This window comes from Mesorhizobium sp. M7A.F.Ca.MR.245.00.0.0 (assembly GCF_003997415.1).
Lineage (GTDB): Bacteria > Pseudomonadota > Alphaproteobacteria > Rhizobiales > Rhizobiaceae > Mesorhizobium.
Genome location: NZ_RZTE01000126.1, coordinates 1 through 285, shown reverse-complemented (window position 1 = coordinate 285; position 285 = coordinate 1). Strand labels below are relative to the sequence as shown.

Annotated in this window: 1 pseudogene; it reads right to left on the bottom strand. The window is 68.4% G+C overall.

Annotation, left to right across the window (positions count from 1 at the left end):
- Positions 1–285 (bottom strand): annotated as a pseudogene (gltD, locus tag EOB80_RS34380) (glutamate synthase); the annotation flags it as partial.

Genomic DNA, 285 nt, shown 5'->3' with positions numbered 1-285 from the left:
ACGAGGTGCGCATCTTGGTCGCCCAGTAGGGCCAGACCGAAAGCTTGTCTTCCTTTTCCGGCGGCTGCGGACGGATGTCGAGCTGGGTGACGCGGACCGCGCCCTGGCGGAAGGCGGTGCCGACGCAGTCGGACGCGGTATCGCCGCCGCCGACGACGACGACATGCTGACCGCCGGCGAGGATCGGATGCGACGGCCACGCCACCGACTGGATCGGTTCGCCGCCGACACGCCTGTTCTGCTGCACCAGATAGGGCATCGCGTCATGCACGCCGCCGAGATCGT